Origin of the sequence: Stutzerimonas kunmingensis, assembly GCF_014764705.1 — a bacterium.
Taxonomy (GTDB): Bacteria; Pseudomonadota; Gammaproteobacteria; order Pseudomonadales; family Pseudomonadaceae; genus Stutzerimonas.
This window is the reverse complement of the sequence record NZ_JACXXG010000034.1, coordinates 1-21,351: the sequence shown is the minus strand read 5'-3', so window position 1 is coordinate 21,351 and position 21,351 is coordinate 1. Positions and strand designations below refer to the sequence as shown.

The window sequence follows — 21,351 nt, the reverse complement described above, 5'->3', positions numbered from 1 at the left end:
AACTGGGATATCGTTTGGAATCCCGTTGCAACATCTGCAACTAGATCAAACGCAGTCGCGAACCCATTCTAGTAGCTCTTCCGCGTTGGGCAACAGCTCGCTTCGGGAAGAATATTTACTAGCCAGCTCCAAGCAACGCAGACGGATCTCCTGGTGAATAACTTGAGCGTCTGCCTCCTGCTTTATCTCCTCGGTGATTGCAGCCCGGTTCCTCTTACCGTACCTGTGTAGAGCTGACTTCGATATTTTCCAGCCCTGACCTGCCAACCATTCTGAATGCTCAACGTACCCAGCAAACCCGGAGGTCATCAGGCGGCTGTGTAGCTGCGCTTTCAGTTCTGGCGGAAGCGCATCCGCTGCGAGGCTGGCGCCTCTGGCTCGGCAAGTCTGCTCGGGTTTCATGGCTGTCTCCTAGGCTAGTCGACCCATCATCTGCAAAGCAGGCTAAATACTTCTTTAAACCTGTTTAATAAAGGAAAACGACGCCGCGCCCGACACTAGCTCCGTGCTTGAAGCACACATCAACCACGGAGAGAGCCATGAACAAATACACGCTGAAATACCCGTTTACTACCGCCGCAGGTGCTCGCCTGGAGCATATCGAAATTCGCCGCCTTACCCGAGGTGACGTTCGCAAAGCATCTCAATTCAGTAAAGACGAGTTCGACCAGGAGAACTTCATGCTGGCCAGCATGACGGGGCTGGTAGTTGAAGACCTGGATCAGTTCGACATCGCTGACGCGAAATTCCTGGTCGAATCCTTTCGGGACATGGTGGACGGAAAGGGCGAGTCTGCCGGTCTTTGATGAAGCCCTGCTTTACTGGCTGCGCATGCAGCCGTCCGAGATAGAACAGCTGGAGGAAGAGGAATACATGCGTTGGACGGAATTCGCCTATCGGGTTCAGAAAGCGCGAACCGAAGAATAGGCGCCCCCAACGAGCCCCGTAACTGCCGTCGCTCGACGGCAGTCCCCCCGCATGTATCTCCCTGACCTAAAGCCAGCGACAACCAGCAGGCTTCGTACAGGGAATCATCATGGCAAGCACAATCATCGCCGGCCTTCGCATTGCCGCCTCAGCCACAGGCATGGGCGTCTTTGGGAGTACCCGTAAAACCATCTTGGGACTTGAGAGTGCGTCCCAAAAGCTGCGAATCAAGCAAGATGCACTGGGCGCTTCTATCAAGCGCAGCATGGGAACACTCGCGCCAGAAGCCATGGCCGCGCTGAACAATGAATATATTCGCCTAGGCCAAAGCATTGACCAGGTGCGGCTAAAACAAGAGCGGCTTCAGAGAGGGCTGGCCCGCCGCGACCAGTTGCGCAGCCAGCGCGCCGATCTGCGCTCCGGCGTGCTCGAAACGGTCGCCATTGGCGCCTCCGCAGTGCTTCCGGTCAAGCTGGCTATCGACTTTGAATCCGCCATGGCGGACGTCAAGAAAGTCGTAGACTTCAAGACCCCGGATGGCTTCAACAACCTCAGCCGCGACATCCTAGAACTGACCCGTACTCTTCCCCTGACCGGTAACGAACTGGCCGCAATCACTGCCAGCGGTGGGCAACTGGGGGTGGCCGAGACCGACCTCAAGCAGTTCACCACCACCGTGGCAAAAATGGCCACTGCGTTCGATATGTCTGCTGCGGATGCCGGTGACTCGATGGCCAAACTGGCCAACGTATACCGCATCCCCATCAGTCAAATCGGTCGCCTGGGCGACGCCATCAATGAGCTATCCAACAGCTCGCCAGCAAAAGCCAGTGACATCGTAAATGCACTGGGGCGCATTGGCGGTGTAGCCAAGTCCTTCGGGCTTACCGAAACCCAAGCAGCAGCGCTCAGCAACACGTTCATCAGCCTGGGCAAATCGCCCGAGGTCGCAGGCACAGCCATCAATGGAATGCTGATCAAGCTGCAAACCGCTGACAAGCAAGGCGGCGCCTTCCAGGAAGCGCTAGCCGCAATGGGCATGAATGCATCCAGCCTTAAGGAAGCCATTGGCCGGGACGCCCAAGGTGCGCTAACTGGCTTTCTTGACGCAGTCGCCAAAGTGCCTGAAGCCGACCGCATGGGCATGCTGGTAGACCTGTTCGGCCTGGAGTATGCGGACGATGTAGCGGTGCTGGCCGGCTCAACCAAAACCTATGCTGAATCGCTCAAGCTGGTGAAGGATGCCAGCAGCTACAGCGGCTCCATGGAGAAAGAATTCCAAGCCCGCGCAGCCACCACAGCCGCAAGCCTCCAACTGCTCAAAAACGGCCTATCGGAGATCGGCATCAACATAGGCTCCGCCGTGCTGCCGGGCCTTAATAGCCTGATCGGCACAATCCGGCCATTGCTTACCCAGTTCGCCGGCTGGGCCAAGGAGAACGCCAGCCTGGTCAGTGGCGCCGTAAAGCTGATCGCTGGTGCCGCCGCGCTCAAGCTCAGCTTTATCGGGCTCGCTTACGGCGTCAGTCTGGGGGCTTCCGGCCTCAATGCTGCGGGCATGGCCATGTCCATCGTGTCCGGCAAGACAACCCTTCTCAACCAGGCGCTGATCGGTACACGCCTCGCCCCGCTGATTACAGGTGTCGGCAATCTCACTGCCATGCTGCCGGGCCTTACCGGCGTGATGGGTACGCTGGGCGGGGTGATCGCCGCCACCCCCATTGGCTGGCTTATTGCGGGAGTCGCTGGAGTCGCAGTCGCTGGCCTCCTGATTTATAAATACTGGGAGCCGATCCGAGCGTTTGCGAAAGGTTTTTTCTTAGGATTGACGACGGGCTTGAGCCCCATCAAGAAAGCCTTCACCGCAGCCTTTGCCCCCGTCGCGCCGCTGCTGGCAAGCATCGGCGCGCTTGTGCGTCCGATCATCCAATGGTTCGGCGAGCTGCTTACCCCCGTGGAAATGGGAGGAGGCGCATTCTTCGGCACTATGGTGGCCGGGGTTTCGTTCGGAGAAAAGGTGGGGGCGGCACTGTCTGCGCTGCTGACACCCTTGCGCTGGGTGCTGGAAGGCATCGGCGAGATACCCAAGGCCTTCAGTGGCGGGCTTGGAAGCGTGGCGGCACTGATCGTCAACTTTTCCCCGCTGGGTCTGTTCTACAGAGCCTTCTCCGGGGTGATGAACTACTTTGGCGTTGAGCTACCAGCCAAGTTCACCGACTTCGGCAGCATGCTGGTTACCGGCCTCGTTAACGGCATACAAAGCATGGCCAGCGCCGCCAAGGATTCCGTGGTGGGCCTGGGCTCCAATGTATCTGGATGGTTCAAGTCCACGTTGGGCATCAACAGCCCAAGCCGCGTATTTATGGGCTACGGCGCCAACGTATCAGAGGGCGCCGCCATCGGCATCGCCGGTCATACGGGGCTGGTACGCAAGGCCGCCCTGGGCATGGCCGCCGCCACGGCTGTGACCATGGCGACACCTCAGCTTGCGGCTGCAACCCAAGGCCCTGCGCTCGCCGCTGGAGGCCATGCAGGCAGCGCAGGCACGGTAACCGTCCACCTGACCCAGAACTTCACCATCAACGGCGCTGCGGGCAACCTTGAAGGCCAAGCCAGGCAGATGGGGCAAATCAGCTACGACGAGTTTGTTCGCCTGCTTGATCGAGTGGATCGCGACCGAAAGCGTCGAGCGTACTGAGCTATACCAGCACCGCATGCTGCACTCACAGAAAACCCCAAGTCGCTTGGGGTTTTCTGCTTTCTGGGGCCTGATTTTGCTCGGCTTGCGAGGTGGTTTGGGGCCAAACCGTTTGGGGTTCCGGTCACGGTGACTAGAAAATTCCGCACCGTGCGGGGCGGTTGCGATGGCGGGAAACCCGCGAACGGCTCGCGGAAAACTGGTGACCGTCACCAGTCAAATTAGCTGGAAGCGCTGAGTTTACTGGGCTGCACGAGTTTTTTAACTGGTGACGGTCACCAGAAAAACCGCGAGCCGTTCGTGAGATGAACGTCTTCACTGGGTCGGAAACTCCGCACCCGTGCGGAGTGGCGAACTGGTCACTGTGACCGGAAAAATGAAGACTGTCTTCAGCCGTTGGTGCAGGAAAACTCGTGACGGTTACGGAAAAGCGGGAATAGGCCAAGAAGCTACAGCCCAGTAAAATCAAGACTTGCAGGGCTAGGAGCATCCTAAAAAAACCGTGACGGTCACGAGTTTTCCAGTCCTGCGGCGCAGCACAACTGAAGACCGTCTTCACCGCTGACCGTCAGCGGTTTTAAATTGCAGAAAATCCTTAACGGTTACGAGTTTTTTAAGCCGACTGTCGGTCATCAGGCGCGTCGTAACTCATTGAATATTAAGGGCATGGCCGTAGGTAGTAGCCGACCATCGGCCACTCGGAATCCTTAACGGTTACGAGTTTTTAGGGTAAAAAGTGCTGACCGTCAGCGGCCTGAACTTAAGAAAGTCGGTTTCCGTGTCAGCGCCAACTCCTGGTATGACCACGCTTACGACGATATCGGCAGCGATAACGCCTCGACCAACCAGCTCAACAACGGCCGGCCGGATTCCCGTCACCAGAGTGGTTACGCCGATCGCTATTACAACGGGCCGTCTTCGGAAATTCTCGACGCCTTTGTGTTCGGCAGTACGGAAGTCGGCGAGGAATCGCTGCTCAGCGGTAAGGCCGGCAAGCACACCCTTTACTGGGGCGAGAGTCTGCTGGCCTTTGCTCACGGCAACAGTTACGGCCAGTCCGGCCTCGACATATCCAAGGCGTTGGCAGTACCCGGAACCGAAGCCAAAGAGCTGTTCATTCCGCGCAACCAGTTGTCCGCCAGCTTTACGGTCAACCCGGAACTGACCCTCGCGGCGCAATACTTCCTGGATTGGGATGCCGCGCGACTGCCGGAATCGGGCACTTACCTGGGGTTCAACGATGGCATTCAAAATGGTGGGCACAACCTGTCGTTGATTGCTGCACAAAACCCTCGCTTTGGTACGCCTGGCCCGCTGGGTACCAATCAGTTTTTGCGGCTTAACAACGGCCACACCTTCACCCCGGACAACCATGGTGACTTTGGCCTGATGGCCAAGTGGAGCCCGGAGTGGCTGCAAGGCACGCTGGGTGTCTACTACCGCAAAACCTCCGACATCCTGCCAAACCTGGCCTTGCAGCCCACGGCTGTCGGCCCTGCGCAACTGATCTCCGGCAACGTCGGCAGCTACAACCAGTTCTACGTCGATGACATCGATATCTATGGTCTGAGCCTGTCGAAAAGCATCGCCGGGGTGAGTGTCGGTTTCGACTTGAACTACCGCGAGAACATGCCCCTGGCCAGTGTGCCGGGCAGTGTCAGCCCGGCTGCGGCCGCCGCCAACGTCCCCGGCTTCATTGGCAGTTTCAATGGCGAAAACGGCGTCGCCCGCGGCAACACCGTGCACGCGGTGCTCAACGGTCTGACCACCTTTGGCGACACGCCGGTCTGGGACAGTTCTTCGCTGCTGGTCGAGCTCGCTTACAGCCGTTGGCTGGACGTGACCGAGAACAAACAACTGTTCAAGGGCGAGGACTGGTACCACGGCACCGACAAGGTCACGAAGGACAACTACATCGTCGGCGTCAACTTTACCCCGACCTGGTATCAGGTATTCCCCGGCATCGATATGTTCATGCCGATGACTTACAACGTCGGCCTCAATGGCAACTCTGCCGTCCAGTTGGGCGGTAACGAAGACGCCGGCAGTTATTCGGTGGGTGTCGGCATGGACGTCCACAACCAGTACCGCTTCGACCTGAAATACGTGGACAACTTCGGTCCATTCGACACCTGCAGTTCGCCAGGCAACGCTGGCCGTCAGGGAGACGGTGCGGCACCGGGTGCCAATGGCCAGTACAACTGCGTACCCGGTCAAACCACCGCCTTCGGCGGAACCCCGTCCCAGCTCAAGGATCGCGGCATGGTCACTTTGACCTTCAAAACGACTATCTGATCGAACCGTTGCCCAGCAACAGGAGACACCCCATGAAGTTCGTCAACACGCTTTTGTTTACTGCCTTGACCGTGGCCATCGCAGGCGCGGTACACGCAGCCGTTTCCCCCGATGAAGCGGCAAAACTGGGCACCAGCCTGACTGCGGTCGGCGCGGAAAAGGCCGGCAACGCCGACAACACCATTCCGGCCTACACCGGTGGTATCACCACGCCGCCGGCCAGTTTCCAGCCGGGCAGCTCCTTCCGTCCGGACCCTTACGAGGCTGACAAACCCCGTGCGGTGATCGACGGCAAAAACGTCGGTCAATTCGCCGGCAAACTGACCGCGACCACGCAAGAGTTGCTTAAGCGTTACCCAACGTTCCGGGTCGACGTGTTACCGACCCATCGCAGCGTGGCATTGCCGCAGCGCCTGCTGGATAACACCGCGAAAAACGCCGTCGGCACCAAAACCCTCGAGGGCGGTGTCGCCCTGGAAAACGCGCTGCCGGGCGTGCCGTTCCCGATTCCGAAAGATGGCTATGAGGCCATGTGGAACCACCTGTTGCGTTATCAGGGTTACGCCACCAATTTCAAATACGACTCCTGGAACGTCGACGGTTCCGGGACGGCGATTCTGGCGACGTCCGGTAACGCTTACCTCGAATACCCGCTCTACGATCCGAAGCGCACGGAGCCGGCGAAAGAGACCGACCTGTTCTTCAAGACCAAGCTCTATTACCAGGCCCCGGCCCGCCGCGCAGGCGAAGCCATCCTGGTTCAGGACGCGGTCAACCCGCTGAAAATGGAGCGTCGTGGATGGCAATACCTGCCGGGCCAACGTCGGGTAAAACTCGCGCCGGACATCGCCTACGACACGCCGAACCCTGGTTCGGCCGGCGCCTCGACCTATGACGACGCCTGGGTGTTCAACGGTGCGATGGACCGTTACGACTTCAAGCTGGTGGGCAAGAAGGAAATGATCATTCCTTACAACACCTACAAGTTGAACTATCACAAGGAAGCGGCGGACATCACCACGCCGCACTTCGTCAATCCGGACCTGACGCGCTGGGAGCTGCACCGCGTGTGGGTGGTCGAAGCCACGCTGAAACCGGGCAAACGCCACATCTACAGCAAACGCACCTTCTACCTCGACGAAGACAGCTGGATCGCCGTGGCCTCGGATGAATACGACGCCAGCGGCAAGTTGTACCGCGGCTCCTTTGCGCACCTGGCTTACAGCTACGACGTGCAGGCGCCGAACTCCGACAACCACATGATTTATGACTTCGTTTCCGGGAGCTACAACATCACCGGCATCTACGGCCCGTATGGCGGCGTCAAGTACATCGACCCGCTTTCGAAAGCGCTGTGGGCACCTGAGTCATTGGCTGGCACGGGTATTCGCTAAGCCATAAACGCAGGTGTTTTTTTGGTCGCCGACAGTGTGCCTTTCACTGTTCGGCGGCTTTTTTTGCCGAGTAAACCTCATGAATGCATTTAGATGGATAACGCTGGCTGCGCTGGGCGTGGCAGTGGCCGTGCCCTTTACCCGAGCGGTGGTCGCCGCGGAGTTTGTCGATCCGCTGTCAAGTCCGGCGATTCAGAGTGAAAAAGCTGTTAACGGAATGTTCACCGGGTTGGCCAGTGCGGGTCAGCGTCTGGTTGCCGTAGGCCAGCGCGGTCATATTTTTTACTCCGATGACAACGGCACCCGTTGGAAGCAGGGAGAAGTTCCAGTGAGCTCAGACTTAGTGGCCGTGCAGTTCCCGAGCCCGACACAGGGCTGGGCGGTCGGGCACGACGGTGTTGTGTTGCACAGCGATAACAAGGGGGAAACCTGGACGCGCCAGCTCGATGGCCGTCAGGTCGGGCAGATCATGCTTGAACACTATCAGCAGCAAGCGGCACCGGATGACGCGTTATTGGCTGATGCTCAACGCATGATCGATGAAGGGGCGGATAAACCCTTTCTGGATGTGTGGTTCGCCAATGAGAAAACCGGCTACGTCGTCGGCGCGTTCAACCTGATTTTCCGCACCGACGATGGCGGGCGGACCTGGGTTCCGTTGATGGACCGCACCGACAACCCGGGCGCACTTAACTTCTATGGGATGCGCGCCATCGGCAGCGACCTGTTCATCGTCGGTGAGCAAGGCCTGGTGCTGAAACTGGACCCGACGAGCCAACGATTCGTCGGCGTTCCCACCCCCTATAGCGGCAGTTACTTCGGGGTCACCGGCACGCCGGGTGCAGTGCTGGTTTATGGCCTGCGCGGCAATGTTTACCGCAGTGTCGATCACGGATCGAACTGGGAAAAAGTGGAACTCGGATTGTCCTCGAGCATCACCGCGAGCACGGTCACGGCAGACGGTCGAATCATCCTGGTCAGCCAGGCCGGCCACGTGCTGATCAGCTCTGACGACGGCGTGACCTTTACGCAAAAGCCACAAGAACGCTTGGGCCCAGCTGCGGCAGCGCAAGCCACCGGGTCAGGCTCCGTGGTCGTCGCGGGCGCGCAGGGCTTGCGCCAGTTGCCTTTCGAATGAGCGCACTTCACAGAATAAAAAGAGACGAGCCACGTCATGGGTAATAACTACAACCTCGATACGATGCCGGTGATCCGCGAGCTCAAGGGCTTCGATGCACGCTCGGGCAACTTCCTTGAACGCCTGATTTTCAACAACCGTCTGCTGGTGGTACTGACCTGCCTGATCGTGACGGTGCTGCTGAGCTACTTCGCCGTCACGCGGCTGACGCTCAATGCCAGCTTCGAAAAGATGATTCCGCAGAGTCAGCCATACATCAAAAACTACCTAGAAAATCGTCAGTCCTTACGCGGCCTCGGTAACACCGTTCGGGTGGTGGTGGAAAACACTGAAGGCAACATCTACGACCCGAAATACCTGGAGGTGCTGAAGCAGGTCAACGACGCCTTGTTCCTGACACCAGGTGTGGACCGGGCGTGGATGAAATCGTTGTGGACACCGGCCGTGCGCTGGACCGAAGTCACGGAGGAGGGCTTCCGTGGCGGCCCGGTGATGCCGGACTCCTACGACGGTTCAGAGAACGGCGTTGAGCAACTGCGCTTGAACATTGCCCGTTCCGGAATCATCGGCAGCCTGGTTGGCAATAACTTCAAGTCGAGCATGATTGTCGTGCCGTTACTGGATAAGGATCCGGTCACCGGCGCTGACATCGACTATCACCAGTTTTCGCGGATGCTCGAAGAGCAGCTGCGCGACAAATTTGAATTTGAAGGCTCCAGCGCGAAACACAAGGCGGGCGAGGAGGGCAAAGGCCCGATCAAAATCCGTGTCATTGGCTTCGCCAAACTGGTGGGCGACCTGATCGATGGCCTGCTGCTGATCATGCTGTATTTCGGCGCCGCCGCGCTGATCGCCACCGCGATCATCTTTGCCTTCACCCGTTGCGTACGCAGCACCGCGCTGGTGATTCTGTGCTCGGTGGTGGCCGTGGTTTGGCAACTCGGGTTGATCACCTTGTTCGGCTACGCGCTCGACCCGTTTTCGATTCTGGTGCCGTTCCTGGTGTTTGCCATCGGCGTGTCCCACGGCGCGCAGAAGATGAACGGGATCATGCAGGACGTCGGACGCGGCACCCATCAACTGGTCGCCGCGCGCTACACCTTCCGTCGCCTGTTCCTCGCCGGCCTGACCGCGTTGCTGGCCGACGCCGTGGGCTTTGCAGTGCTGATGCTGATCGACATCCCGGTGATTCAGGACCTGGCCGTCACCGCGAGCATTGGTGTGGCGGTATTGATCTTCACCAACCTGGTGTTGTTGCCGGTGCTGCTGTCGTACTGGGGCGTGAGCCCGAAGGCGGCGGCGCGCAGTTTGCGTCAGGAAAACAAGGAGCTCAAAGGCAAGGGGCTGGGCAGTCTGTGGAGACTGCTTGACCGCTTTACCGAGCGCAAATGGGCGACGGTGGCGGTGGTGGTGGGCGGGCTGTTAGCGGTCGCTGGCTTCATGGTCAGCACGCACCTGAAGATCGGTGACCTCGATCCGGGCGCACCGGAGCTGCGCGCCGATTCGCGCTACAACCGCGACAACGCCTACATCACCGCCAACTACTCGCTGTCCAGCGACCAGTTTGCAGTCATGGTCAAAACCGCCAGCGAAGGCTGCCTGAAGTACGAAACCCTGGTGGAAGCCGATCGCCTCGGCTGGCTGTTGCAACAACAACCGGGCGTGCAGACCACCGTATCGCTGGTCAACGCGGTGCGGCAGATCACGGCGGGTTCCTATGAAGGCAACCCGAAAATGCTGACCGTCGCCCGTAATCAGAACGTGCTGAACTACGGCGCGCAGCAAGCCTCGGTGAACAACCCGGAACTGTTCAACAGCGACTGCTCGATGATGCCGGTGATTGCCTACCTCTCGGACCACAAGGCGGAAACCCTCGATCACGTGGTGAAAGTCGCTGACCAGTTCGCCCGCGAACACAGCAACGACGATCGCCAGTTCATGCTCGCCGCAGGCAGCGCCGGGATCGAAGCCGCGACCAACATCGTCGTGCGCGAGGCCAACCACACCATGCTGTTTTACGTGTACGGCGCGGTGATCGTGCTGTGCTTCATCACCTTCCGCAGCTGGCGCGCGGTGGTGGTGGCTGTGGTGCCGTTGATGCTGACGTCGATTCTCTGCGAGGCGCTGATGGTGTGGCTGGGTATGGGCGTCAAGGTCGCGACCTTGCCGGTCATCGCCTTGGGTGTCGGGATCGGTGTTGACTACGCGCTGTACCTGCTCAGCGTTCAACTGGCTCAACAACGTGCCGGCCTGTCCTTGACCGAAGCCTACAAAAACTCCGTCGCGTTCACCGGCAAAGTGGTGGCGCTGGTGGGCATCACGCTGGCCGCGGGTGTGATTACCTGGGCCTGGTCGCCGATCAAGTTCCAGGCCGACATGGGCATCCTGCTCACGTTCATGTTCATCTGGAACATGATCGGGGCGTTGGTGTTGATTCCTGCCTTGTCACATTTCCTGCTCCGACGCGCACATTAAAACAAGACAAACAGTGGAGTAACTGTATGACGGCTGTGGAATATCCTGCGTGGATTCGCGAACTGCATGAGAGCGAGATATTTGGTGAAGCCCTTGCACTCGCGCTGATCGAGGTGGCGAAAAGCGAACGCGATCAATACCACTTTGGCACTTTGCTGCAACTTGAAACCGAAACAAAAGCGCGCTTGCGGCCCTTCTTGTTCAAGTACGGCGTACCTCTGAGCGAGAACATCGACCTGAGTGATGCTGGAGCCATTGTCAGCGCCTATCAGTCAGCCGCTAACCTCCAGGAATTTGCCGGCGGCATTAAACCTGTTGTTGAGAACTTCCTGTCGCGCTTTGAAGAGATCGCGCGCATTTGCCCGGAAGAGGATCGCGACATCGCCCAGTCAATGGTTCGTCACGAGTCAGCCATCCTCAAATGGCTGACCATGGAAAGCACGTGCCATCCGCGCGGCTCTCTGGATGACATGATCGGAGAGTTGCGCTACCCCTTGCCGACAATTGAAGTTTAGCCAGAGAAGGAGCAACCATGATCACCTATTCATCCGCAAACAAAGATGATGAACTCGTTTACATCGGCTCACCTGAGAGCCTGGGCGCAACGACATTGTCTGAAACGGAAATAAAACTGTATGCCCGCTTGGATCTTGGCGGGGGAGAGGCTCCACTCACTACAGGTCTGTTTGAAGTCACGAAGGGCCGTTTCCGTTTCACGTATCCCTTTAGCGAGCTGGCAACGTTAATTGAGGGTGAAATCGAGATAACCGATGAATCAGGCAATAGCGTCACCTATGAGGGTGGCGATGGACGTAGCTGGTTTATTCGCAAGGGAGCAACGGTGATCTGGGATGTGAAATCAGAAAAAGCGCGCAAGAGCTTTTTTTCTGCCACTACGGATATTTAGGTGCACATGGATGCTTTGATGAGCTGACGTATTTCCTGCTTTATCGCGTAACTCTACATGCAGCAAAAAAGAAGCCCGGCATGCGATACGCTGCCGGGCTTTTTGGTTCTGGCTTGGTTGACTCGCACTCAGTGGCAAATCATCGGCATGCCTGAATAGACCCAGTATGCCGTGGCTGTGATGCCGCAGACCCAAGCAATGACCTGCCAACGTCCGTTTTGCCAGAACCACTTGCGCAGATAATGTGTCATCACCGTTGCGCCGCCGCTCTGCGCACGCCAGCGATCGCATAACAAATGCCGACGAAAAAGACGAGGATGCTGAGTCCCTGCGCAGCGAGCCACAGGTTCTTTCCGACCTGCACGGGTTCGAAATAGAAGTTTGGCCAGATCTTGTTGCCGACGTAAAAACCCACGCCGGCAGTCACCAGTTCGGCGATCAGTCCGTAGGCGCAAAGTTTGGCCGCAATGCGTTCAAGGCCGCAAACGCTGTGCACCGCGCCTTGGCGGATCGCCGCCAGATAGCACAACCCGATAGCGATCATGCCGAGGCTACCGGTTTTGAGCGTCATCTCGGCCAGGACGGCGGGGCAGCCCCACCACAGCGTGACGTTCTTGAGGAACACCGGGCCGACATCTCCCTGTTGAGCGCCGACCATGTAGTGCAGGATCGGAATGAAACCGACTGCAAATCCGGTGATGAACAGGCCAAGGCCCCAGCGGATGAATGTCCAGCCCAGTTCGGCGGGTGTAACGTTTGCTTCGTCACCGACGATGGCCATTGTTGCGTTGCTCATAGGAAAGTTTCCTGTTGTGTGGAGGGGCGCCACTAAGGGTGAGTGGCGAGTGTCTGTGTCTCTGTCTGGCAGTCACGTAACGGTTTCAGACCTTTCGCACGTACCGCAGCGAGTTCCCGCTTGGCGATATCCAGGTCGGCGAGGAATAGAGGGTCTGCGTGCAGACGAGCGACTGCGGCGGCGCCGATAAGTCGTCCGGCGTCGACATCGCTCTGCCAGTGCACATTGCAAATCACCCGGCTTTGTCCATAGGCAATACCCCGTGCCAGAAGGGCATCGGTACGCTCAGGTGCCATCTCGGACAGGATCAGTGCCCATGCCCAGCCGACGGCGCTGTGTCCGGAGGGATAGGAGCCGTCTTTTTTCAAGGGTTCCGCGTCCGGGGCACAGATGGGTGCCTGATTCACCACCAAAGGCCGTGTGCGGACGTAAAAATTCTTGGCTGCATAGGTCGCCAGTCCGGCATCCGTCAGCGAGCGACGCAAGAGTTGATACAAGTAGGGCGTGTCTTCGCTGCTGACCGGGGCATTCAATGCACAGCTAAACGTCTCGGCGGCCCGCGGAAATCGCAAATCATTATCGGCGGTTGCCAGAGCCCATCGCGGCGTATCCCGTAAGGCGAGGGTAGCGTGAGAAATCGCCTCATCACGCGCCATGTCTGCAGAATTCTGTTCAGGAGGGGCAGGAAGCAATGCGCGACTGTCGGGTAAGGATTTAGGCGACAGATAACCGGTCAACAGACCGGGACGAAACTCAGGGACGGCAGCCGGTTGGGCAGGTGCATCGGCATGCGCAGCAGCGACACAGAGTGCGAGACTGGTTCCCAGCCAAAAGGATCGGTGATTCACGGAGTACCTCATTTATCGGGGGCGACAACCTGGAATTCGGCGCTCGGAGCACGATCAATGCAGCGAGGCAAAATTCACCGATGGTCTGAGGCAGGCGTAGGGATTCACCGTCTGGCATTCATTCCGGGCCTGGTGCAGCGACTCCAGCGAGACGTCGTCAAATCGTGTGGTGACGACAGCCACCATCGCTATCAGTGAGGCAATGACACACAGCATTATTATTGTTTTCATCGGTTCACCCGCTCGAAAGCGTTGAGTGATGGGACGTACTGTTGTGTCTTGAATTTATCGGAGCTGAAAAGCACGTCCCCCCCTTCGGCGGGGGGGATGATGAGACTAAGAATCCGTGGTAATTGCCCGGCCGAAGAGTCTTTGCAAAATGTTTCATGGCCTTTAGGATGACTTCAGGTTCGGCCATGTCATCGAGACAGGGACCGTGAGTCCTATAAGAACTACCTGCCCGGAACAGGGCTTCATTCGGCGTTGTCCAGCATGTCCAGACCCAGTGCCCAGACCATCTTCGCCGAGAGCTTCTTTCGCGTGAATGCACAACTGTTCGCCCCGTTCCTGGCCGAGGCCGGCCTGGACGAGCGCATTTTGCATACCCCCGATGTGGAGATTCCCGCCGCGAATTATGTCGAGCTCTGGGAGATCCTCGGGCGCAGAGTGGATGCGTCGATCGGCCTGCGCATCGGCATCCAGACTGTCAGCACCGCCCTTGGCGCCTATGGTCAAACGATACGCAGTGCGCCGACCATGCTCCTGGCGCTGCGGTGCATGAGTCATTTCGCCGTGGTGTTTGCTCATGCTATTCGGGTGGATTTCGAAATCGACGGGGGGCAGGTCATCCTGTCTTACCAGTGCACCGATCCGACCATCACGCGGCGCCGCCAGGACTCCGAATTCACCATTGGCTTCTTCCTCAGCCTTCTGCGGGAGATCACCGAGAATCCGCGATTGACGCCGCAGCGGGCCGATTTCGAGCATGAAAGGCCGACCGATTGGTCGTTACATCGAGACGTGCTTGCGTGCCCGCTGCATTTCAAGCAGTCGGACAACCGCCTTTATTTCCCGATTGAATTGTTGGAGATGCCGGTACGCACCGCCGATCCACGCCTGTTCCAGGCACTGGAACCCTTCCTCGAACAGCAGCGGCAGATCAGGGCACCCGTTGGCGATCTGCTCGCCGAACTGGGGCGTCATATCGCCAGCAGCCTGAGCAGCGGCGGGGCCAGCCTGGAAATGGTGGCGCAGAGCATGGGCCTGGGACCGCGCACACTGCAACGGCGTCTGGCTGAGCACCAGGTGGAATTCAGGCTGCTGGTCGAAGACGTGCGCCGGTCACTGGCCGAAGCCTATGTGGCGCAGAACCATTACAGCCTGACTGAAGTCGCCTTGCTGCTTGGTTACGCCGAATGCAGTTCATTCAGCCGAGCTTTTCGTCGCTGGACTCAAGTCTCTCCTCAGCAATATCGCCTGCAAGCCAAGGCCAACCTCGCGTAATTTTTTTTGCAGTTGACGTCAGATGTCAACGGCTCTGACGCACGCTGGCAAGCCCCTGCGCATCTCCACTGTTAGCTTCTGTCCCTGAGGTGGGCAGGACCTGTCCCGGCTAGCGTCGTCTGGTTCGGCCGGGGGCTTTTTAGCTGCACAGCATGCCCGCCACTCATAACAAAAAAAGAGGTGAGGGCATGGCAGAGCATGAGAACGGCGCCCAGGGCGTCAGCCGTCGCAAGTTTTTGCACGGCGCCGGAGTGGGCGCGGTGGCTGTCGCGGGGGCAGGTGTTATGACCCGTGCCACGGCGGCATCCGGCGATAACTGCAAGACAGCGGGTTGTGACTATGACGTGGTGGTGATCGGCGGCGGTTTCGCCGGTGTCACGGCGGCTCGCGACAGTCGCAAGAACGGCTACAAGACACTGTTGCTGGAAGCGCGTAACCGCCTGGGCGGGCGCACCTTTACCTCCGAGTTTGACGGTCACAAAGTCGAAATGGGTGGCACCTGGATTCACCAGGCGCAGCCCTTCGTCTGGGCCGAGAAAGAGCGTTACGGCCTGGAGGTGCTGGAAACTCCGGTCAGTGGCGTCGCGCTGGACAAAGAAGAGTATGTGGTCAAGGTCGGCGACACGACCCACACGTTGAGCGGCGAGCAATTGCTGCCGCTGTACGAAGCACTGGATGCCTTCTACGTCGAGGCGCGTCAGGTCTGGGATCGTCCCTACGACGCTCAATACACTTGGAACGAAATCATTCGCCGTGACAAGCGAACTGGCCAGCAACGACTGGATGAGCTCAAGCTCAACCCGGTGCAGCGGGTGGCGATCGACAGCTTCGTCGGCGCGACAGCGCATGCCCCACTGGACCAGACGTCCTACGTCGACATGCTGCGTTACTGGGCGCTTTCTGGCTGGAACCTGCAGGGTTTCAACGACGCTGTCGTGCGTTACAAGCTAAAGGACGGCACCGTCGGCCTGATCAACAAGATGATCGAAGACGGCAAGCCGCAAGTGCGCCTGTCGACTCCGGTCAAAAAAATCGAAGACAAGGGTGACCACACGGTGGTGACCACCCAAAAAGGCGAAAAGATCGTCGCTGCCAGTGTCATCATCGCGCTGCCTATGAACGTACTGCCCAACCTGGAGTTCTCCCCTGCGCTGGACCCGGTGTTGATCGAGGCAGGAAAGCAGAAGCACAGCGGCAAAGGGATCAAGTTCTACATCAAGGCCAGGGGCGGATTTACCAAGCTGGCGAAGGTCACCGCCATGGCCGACTCCAACTACCCGGTCAACCTGGTGATGGCGCACTACGTGAGCGACGACTACACACTCTTCGTCGCCTTCGGCAACGATCCAGGCAAAATCGATATCTTTGACATCAAAGCCGTCCAGTCGATTCTGGAACCGCTCTTCCCAGGCATCCAGGTCGAGAGTACCCATGGCTACGAATGGACCCTCGACCCTTACAGCCTCGGCACCTACGCCAGCTACAAACCGGAGTGGTTCGAGAAGTATTACGCGCACTTCCAGAAGGACAGTGGCCGCATCTTCTTCGGCCAGGGAGACCACGGCGAGGGCTGGCGAGGCTGCATCGACGGAGCCATCGCTGCCGGCGGCAAGGCGGCCCAGAGAACCAAGGAGTTGCTGGGATGAATGGCCGCTATGCCTTTCAGCTGTTCGCCGCACTCGGGCTGCAGGGGTTGATCAATCTGCCCGCGCAGGCCGCTGAAGCGTGCGATCCGGCTGCCGGCCAGAAGCTCTTCGAAACCCGTTGCACAACCTGCCATTCACTCGCCGAACACAAGGTCGGGCCAAGTCTCGGTGATGTGTTCGGTCGCAGGGCAGGTTCAGCCCCGGGTTTCACCTATACGCCGACGCTGGAGCAGGCCGGCTTCATTTGGAATACGGAAAAACTCGACGCCTTCCTCAGTGGCCCCATGACGTTCCTGCCCGGCACCGTCATGGCCTTCGGTGGCCTGCGCCAGGCAGAGGATCGTCAGGCCCTTACTTGTTTCCTCAGTCAACAAGGACCCCACTCATGAGCATCACGATCTACACCAAACCCAAGTGCCTGCTGACCGTAGCTGTCGCTACGCTGCTGCTGGTCGACCCAAGCCTGATTTTCCGCTGGGTGGGCCTGCCACTGGGGGCTGACGGCATGCTCCTTGGCCGACTCCTCGGCGCTACGTATCTGGCTGTCGGTCTGGGCTTCTGGTTTATCCGCAGTCTCGAAGACCTGCCACGGCGCGACGCGCTGTTGCTGATCGGCTCCGATCTCGTGTGCGCCGGCATCATCGTTCACGCGGTGATGGCGGGCTCGATGAATCCTCTTGGCTGGGGGCTGGCAGCGGTCTACCTGGGTTCAGCCCTGGGCTTCGGCTGGTGCGCCAGCCAGGTTACCGCAAAGCCAGTCTGCGTCTGATCCACGTTTCGCCCCGGCGTCAGGCGCCGGGCGCTCCTGCACAATAATTACAATGGGAGAGTGATCATGAGTATGAAATTCAAGAAATCCCTGCTGTGCAGCGCCTTGTTGGCACTGTTCAGTACTGGCGGCGCCCAGGCGGCAACCTCGGCGGATCTGGCCAGGTTAGGCAACGATCTGACACCGTTCGGAGCAGAAAAAGCCGGTAATGCCAGCGGCAGCATTCCGGCCTGGAACGGCGGACTCACCCAGGCGCCGGCGGGCTGGAAACCTGGCCACGGCGACCCTTACGGCGCCGACAAGCCGCTGTACTCCATCAATGGCAAGAACCTCGCGCAGTATCAGGCACAGTTGCCCCCCGGTCAGGTGGAGCTGATCAAGGCCTATCCGGGCTACCGCCTGGACGTCTACCCGACGCACCGTAGCTGTTCCTTCCCGACGGAGATTGCCCAACGCACCAAAGCGTTCGCTGCGCAGAGCAAGATCGGCAGCGACGGCTGGAACCTGGAGCAAGCGGCCGGCGCTGCGATTCCGTTCCCAGTGCCGCAGAGTGGCATCGAGGTGATGTGGAACTACAAGCTGCGCTACATGGCCAAGGGACGTCGCGCCCAGGTGTCAATGCTGCTTCGCGAGAAGAGCGGTGAACTGTCCGAGCTCAAGCAGTGGGCCAGCGAGTATTACCCCTACAACGATGCGGCGGTGAAAAGCCCGGTCGATGCCGGCGACTACGAAGCCAAGATGCTTTACGACGTGCTGACACCGCCATCGCGGGCAGGCGAGATGTATCTGGTCCACGGCTACCTCGACAAGCCGCAGGACTCCTGGATCTACTTCCCCGGCCAACGCCGCGTACGCCGTGCCCCGTCCTTCGCTTACGACAACCCGATTGCCGGCACCGACAGCCTGTACTTCGTCGACCAGATCAACATGTTTACCGGGGCGATGGACCGTTATGACTTCAAGCTGATCGGCAAGAAGGAAATGATGGTGCCTTACAACTCCTACAAGTTGATCGACAAGAGCAACAAGTACGAGAACCTGATGGGCCAGGACTACCTCAATCGCGATGCTCAACGTTATGAGCAGCACCGGGTCTGGGTGGTGGAAGCCACAGTGAAGGCCGATAAGCGTCACTCATTTGCGAAGCGCGTGTTCTTCGTCGACGAAGACAGCTGGGCGCTGTTGCACGTGGACATGTACGACGCCAAGGGCAATCTCTGGCGCGTGCAGGAAGGGAGCCTCTGGGCCAACCCGCAGACCCAGTCCTGCACCGGCTTCGAGTACGTGAGCTACGACCTCGTCGCACGGCGCTACATCGCTGATGGTTTCACCCAGGAGGGCGAGGTGCTCGACCTGACCGCGGGCCTTGAAGGCCGGGTCAGCGACAAACTGTTCAACTCCAACGAACTGCGCCGCAGCGGCGAACGTTAAGCAGCAATAACTCCGCGTAAAGGTAGAGCTATGCACAACAATAAAAGGGTATCCGGAATTTCTGGTTGATAAAATGCCAAAGATGTAAAGAAGAAAATCTTTCTCAGCGGATTATCTGATTGATCCTCTTCAGCCTACTCTACTGCCAATTTTCTGTTTCCACCTTCGCCTGAGTCTTCATAGCGATGCTGACTAGGGAGGACAGCGAGAGCTGGGCAAGCGTCAAAGCGGTTCTGGTTCATGCGCAATCCGGACACCTGCACAACATTCCTCTTGTAAGAAACCGATCAAATTCTCTAGGTGCCCATACTCGGGTATACAGACAATCGTGCGGCTATGTTTCTCCTGCCGGATCAGCCCTACCTTGGCCATGCGCGCAAGGTGATGTGATAGCGTCGAAGCAGGAATACCCAGCCCCTTCTGGATATCTCCGACCGAAGCCCCATCATGGCCAGCTTTGACCAGAAAGCGGAACACGGACAGTCGGTGACTATTCCCTAGCTCAGCTAAGCTGGCTGCAACCTTTTCGTGATCCATAGCACGCCCCAATAATTCGATGTTTCTAGAATTATAGTTGACAGGTCGGATAAACGCAAGTAGGCTGCGTACATCATTTCGACAATACTAGAAATATAGGAGTAATATTGAATGTCATCTCAACTCCAAGACGCTCTAGGCATGTTCGCCTTTCTCGCTATCGAGCTATCGGTTTTATTCATTGGCATTAGCTTGCTGGTCGGAGTTCTTCAACGTCACATCCCACCATCCAAGGTGGAAGCGTTACTGACTTCCAGTGGGAAGCGAGGCTATTTTCTTGCTGCTGGTTTAGGAGCTATAACGCCCTTCTGTAGTTGCTCGACTATCCCCATGTTGAAAGGGTTGATTCGGGCACGGGCCGGTTTTGGGCCGATGATGGTGTTTCTTTTCTCATCTCCGTTGCTGAATCCTATCGTCGTCGGCCTGCTGGTTGCCACGTTTGGATGGACACTTACTGCTATCTATGTGCTCGCCGCTTTGGTGGTCGCGGTAGGTGCCGGATGGCTGCTTCACACGCTTGGCTTCGAGCGTTATGTGCGCCGGACGGCGACACAAGAGAGCAGTGGATGTAGTTCATCAGCAAGCCCGTGCAGTGCTACATCGACCGCATCGAGTTGCGGCACCAACAGCTGCGACACCACTCCGAAGACGGCTTCTTGCGGGGCTGATAGGAAGACAACAGTCTCTACGTCTAGCGAATGCTGTGACAGTCAACCCACTGTCACGGTTAAGAAAGAAGGGAAGTACAGTGGTGTGTGGCGGGAAGCTTGGTCGGACTTTATCGATGTGTTGCCTTACCTGCTCATCGGTATTGCGATTGGCAGCGTGATCTATGGTTTCATGCCCACTGACTTATTGGAGCAGTATGCAGGCCCAGATAATCCCTTTGCCATTCCAGTTGCCGCTGTCATCGGCGTGCCGTTGTATATTCGCGCTGAAGCCGTCATACCTCTGGCAGCGGCTCTGATGGCCAAAGGCGTGGGTGCCGGGACGGTGCTAGCGTTGATCATCGGCAGTGCCGGAGCCAGCCTGACTGAGCTCATTCTGTTGCGCTCTTTGTTCACGCTGAAGCTTTTAGCGGCGTTTTTAGCAGTCATTTTTGCTATGGCGATGATTGCCGGTTACGCCACCTACCTGTTTTTCTGATCAAGGCGGGAGATGATTAATTCGTTAAGCCTTCCTGGGTACCAGTTGGTGGATTCTGATGAGCAGAATGAAGACATACATTTTCGGCTTGAAGCACCTACACCAGTAGCCTGCGAGGGGTGCGGCGTGCAGGGTGAGTTCGTGCGGTTCGGCAAGCGTGACGTTCCCTATCGTGATCTGCCCATCCACGGCAAGCGGGTCACTCTCTGGGTGGTCCGCCGCCGATACACCTGCCGGGCCTGCAAGACAACATTCAGGCCCCAGCTACCGGAGATGGTGGACGGATTCCGTATGACACTGCGGCTGCATGAGTACGTGGAGAAGGAATCCTTCAACCACCCCTACACCTTTGTGGCGGCACAGACCGGCCTGGACGAGAAGACGGTGCGCGACATCTTCAACGCCCGCGCCGAGTTCCTGGGGCGCTGGCACCGCTTCGAGACGCCCCGCATCCTGGGCATTGACGAGCTATACCTGAACAAGCGCTACCGCTGCATTCTGACCAACATTGAGGAGCGAACCCTGCTCGACCTGCTGGCCACCCGCCGCCAGGACGTGGTGACCAACTACCTGATGAAGCTGAAAGACCGGCAGAAGGTCGAGATCGTCAGCATGGACATGTGGAACCCCTACCGGGCAGCGGTCAAGGCTGTGCTGCCCCAGGCCCGTATCGTGGTCGATAAGTTCCATGTGGTGCGCATGGCCAACGATGCCGGGGTTTGGGGAGCAATGGAACCAAAAACCAACGTAAGCCCTACCACCTGCGCTCGGTGCCTTCTTCCCAGGCATCCGCCTCGATGAAGCAGTTGCGCATGTCGGCTTCCTGGCTGATCTCGGTCAG

The 21,351-nt window shown here is 58.3% G+C and carries 17 protein-coding genes and 2 pseudogenes; 15 read left to right on the top strand and 4 right to left on the bottom strand.

Going from position 1 to position 21,351, the window contains the following annotated elements:
* Positions 1–45 precede the first annotated feature (45 nt).
* Complete coding sequence (locus tag IEG05_RS23645; protein WP_191122557.1) at positions 46–402, bottom strand: phage protein Gp27 family protein; 357 nt, start codon at positions 400–402, stop codon at positions 46–48.
* Between the two features lie 137 nt (positions 403–539).
* Here IEG05_RS23645 and IEG05_RS19335 point away from each other — a divergent pair, with 137 nt between their 5' ends.
* The 8 genes and pseudogenes from IEG05_RS19335 to IEG05_RS19300 all read left to right on the top strand — a co-directional run bounded on the left by IEG05_RS19335 (position 540) and on the right by IEG05_RS19300 (position 11,834).
* Entirely contained in the window at positions 540–806 is a 267-nt protein-coding gene (locus IEG05_RS19335) for a phage tail assembly protein (protein ID WP_191122556.1), read from the top strand.
* A 230-nt stretch (positions 807–1,036) separates the two neighbouring features.
* On the top strand, positions 1,037–3,625 hold the full coding sequence (locus IEG05_RS19330; protein ID WP_191122555.1) for a phage tail tape measure protein: 2,589 nt from the start codon (positions 1,037–1,039) through the stop codon (positions 3,623–3,625).
* A gap of 774 nt (positions 3,626–4,399) precedes the next feature.
* Positions 4,400–5,920 (top strand): annotated as a pseudogene (locus tag IEG05_RS19325) (DUF1302 domain-containing protein); the annotation flags it as partial.
* Between the two features lie 32 nt (positions 5,921–5,952).
* Positions 5,953–7,314 (top strand): DUF1329 domain-containing protein, encoded by a 1,362-nt coding sequence (locus tag IEG05_RS19320; protein ID WP_191122554.1) that lies wholly within the window; start codon positions 5,953–5,955, stop codon positions 7,312–7,314.
* A gap of 79 nt (positions 7,315–7,393) precedes the next feature.
* Complete coding sequence (locus IEG05_RS19315) at positions 7,394–8,452, top strand: WD40/YVTN/BNR-like repeat-containing protein (RefSeq protein WP_191122553.1); 1,059 nt, start codon at positions 7,394–7,396, stop codon at positions 8,450–8,452.
* A gap of 36 nt (positions 8,453–8,488) precedes the next feature.
* Entirely contained in the window at positions 8,489–10,927 is a 2,439-nt protein-coding gene (locus IEG05_RS19310; protein WP_191122552.1) for an efflux RND transporter permease subunit, read from the top strand.
* A gap of 26 nt (positions 10,928–10,953) precedes the next feature.
* Positions 10,954–11,442, top strand: a complete 489-nt coding sequence (locus tag IEG05_RS19305) for a hypothetical protein (protein WP_191122551.1) — start codon at positions 10,954–10,956, stop codon at positions 11,440–11,442.
* Positions 11,443–11,459: 17 nt separating this feature from the next.
* Positions 11,460–11,834, top strand: coding sequence for a cupin domain-containing protein (locus tag IEG05_RS19300; RefSeq protein WP_126052917.1), 375 nt, complete (start codon positions 11,460–11,462; stop codon positions 11,832–11,834).
* A gap of 250 nt (positions 11,835–12,084) precedes the next feature.
* On the opposite strand, the gene IEG05_RS19295 is transcribed toward IEG05_RS19300, so the two are convergent.
* Both IEG05_RS19295 and IEG05_RS19290 read right to left on the bottom strand, forming a co-directional pair.
* Complete coding sequence (locus tag IEG05_RS19295) at positions 12,085–12,615, bottom strand: hypothetical protein (protein WP_191122550.1); 531 nt, start codon at positions 12,613–12,615, stop codon at positions 12,085–12,087.
* Between the two features lie 47 nt (positions 12,616–12,662).
* Positions 12,663–13,478 carry an acid phosphatase gene (locus IEG05_RS19290; RefSeq protein ID WP_242411592.1) on the bottom strand — a complete coding sequence of 272 codons (816 nt, stop codon included), beginning with the start codon at positions 13,476–13,478 and terminating at the stop codon, positions 12,663–12,665.
* A gap of 492 nt (positions 13,479–13,970) precedes the next feature.
* On the opposite strand from IEG05_RS19290, the gene qhpR reads away from it, so the two are divergent.
* The 5 genes from qhpR to IEG05_RS19265 all read left to right on the top strand — a co-directional run bounded on the left by qhpR (position 13,971) and on the right by IEG05_RS19265 (position 18,827).
* A complete protein-coding gene (gene qhpR, locus IEG05_RS19285; RefSeq protein ID WP_041110805.1) occupies positions 13,971–14,981 on the top strand; it encodes an AraC-like transcriptional regulator QhpR in 1,011 nt (336 codons plus the stop codon).
* A gap of 188 nt (positions 14,982–15,169) precedes the next feature.
* Positions 15,170–16,627: a flavin monoamine oxidase family protein gene (locus IEG05_RS19280; protein ID WP_042909960.1), complete on the top strand. Its 1,458-nt coding sequence runs from the start codon at positions 15,170–15,172 to the stop codon at positions 16,625–16,627.
* Complete coding sequence (locus IEG05_RS19275; RefSeq protein ID WP_042909958.1) at positions 16,624–17,016, top strand: c-type cytochrome; 393 nt, start codon at positions 16,624–16,626, stop codon at positions 17,014–17,016. The genes IEG05_RS19280 and IEG05_RS19275 overlap by 4 nt, the downstream gene beginning before the upstream one ends.
* Positions 17,013–17,396, top strand: coding sequence for a hypothetical protein (locus IEG05_RS19270; RefSeq protein WP_042909957.1), 384 nt, complete (start codon positions 17,013–17,015; stop codon positions 17,394–17,396). Before IEG05_RS19275 ends, IEG05_RS19270 begins: the two co-directional genes overlap by 4 nt.
* A 66-nt stretch (positions 17,397–17,462) precedes the next feature.
* The gene (locus IEG05_RS19265) at positions 17,463–18,827 is read left to right on the top strand and encodes a DUF1329 domain-containing protein (protein WP_224742909.1); all 1,365 of its coding nucleotides are present in this window, start codon (positions 17,463–17,465) and stop codon (positions 18,825–18,827) included.
* Positions 18,828–19,049: 222 nt separating this feature from the next.
* Here IEG05_RS19265 and IEG05_RS19260 read toward each other — a convergent pair whose 3' ends face one another.
* Complete coding sequence (locus IEG05_RS19260; RefSeq protein ID WP_000349485.1) at positions 19,050–19,364, bottom strand: ArsR/SmtB family transcription factor; 315 nt, start codon at positions 19,362–19,364, stop codon at positions 19,050–19,052.
* A gap of 111 nt (positions 19,365–19,475) precedes the next feature.
* Here IEG05_RS19260 and IEG05_RS19255 point away from each other — a divergent pair, with 111 nt between their 5' ends.
* Positions 19,476–20,510 carry a permease gene (locus IEG05_RS19255; RefSeq protein WP_000098298.1) on the top strand — a complete coding sequence of 345 codons (1,035 nt, stop codon included), beginning with the start codon at positions 19,476–19,478 and terminating at the stop codon, positions 20,508–20,510.
* Positions 20,511–20,522: 12 nt separating this feature from the next.
* Positions 20,523–21,224 (top strand): annotated as a pseudogene (locus tag IEG05_RS19250) (ISL3 family transposase); the annotation flags it as partial.
* Between the last annotated feature and the right edge of the window lie 127 nt (positions 21,225–21,351).